This is a genomic window from Acinetobacter sp. OYA S30 (assembly GCF_033599315.1).
GTDB classification, from domain to species: Bacteria; Pseudomonadota; Gammaproteobacteria; order Pseudomonadales; family Moraxellaceae; genus Acinetobacter; species Acinetobacter baumannii.
In genome coordinates this window covers 1-408 of the sequence record NZ_JAWVAV010000153.1, presented here as the reverse complement: position 1 = coordinate 408, position 408 = coordinate 1, and the positions used below count along the sequence as shown (strand labels likewise).

1 protein-coding gene is annotated in these 408 nt (G+C 37.7%); it reads right to left on the bottom strand.

The window, feature by feature from the left end; genetic code table 11:
* Window positions 1-408: cation transporter (locus R5R67_RS19585; RefSeq protein WP_318755222.1), on the bottom strand; the 408-nt coding region annotated here is incomplete at both ends.

Sequence of the window (408 nt, the reverse complement as noted above, 5' to 3'; positions counted from 1 at the left end):
AACTAGTATCCCTGCACAAATCACACCAAAATTGACTATGATATCATTGGATAAAAAGACCCAACTAGCCTTCATGTGTGCACCATCATTTTTTTGATGAGACATTAGGTATATACAATAAAAATTGGCAATTAGCGCTAAAGCAGCAATTCCAATCATCAAGAAAGACTCTGGCTCACTACCATAAATGAACCGACGCACAACATCTACAATTACAGAAGTAGCGAGAATTAACTGTAACCAGCCTGAAAGATGCGCTGCTTTTAATTGTTTTTTTACACTTTTACCAACAACAAACAGTGCTATACCAAACACTGTGGCATCAGCAAGCATATCCAATGAGTCAGCAATCAAGCCTGTAGAGGCAGCTACCAAACCACTGATAAACTCTATAAAGAATAATAGGAG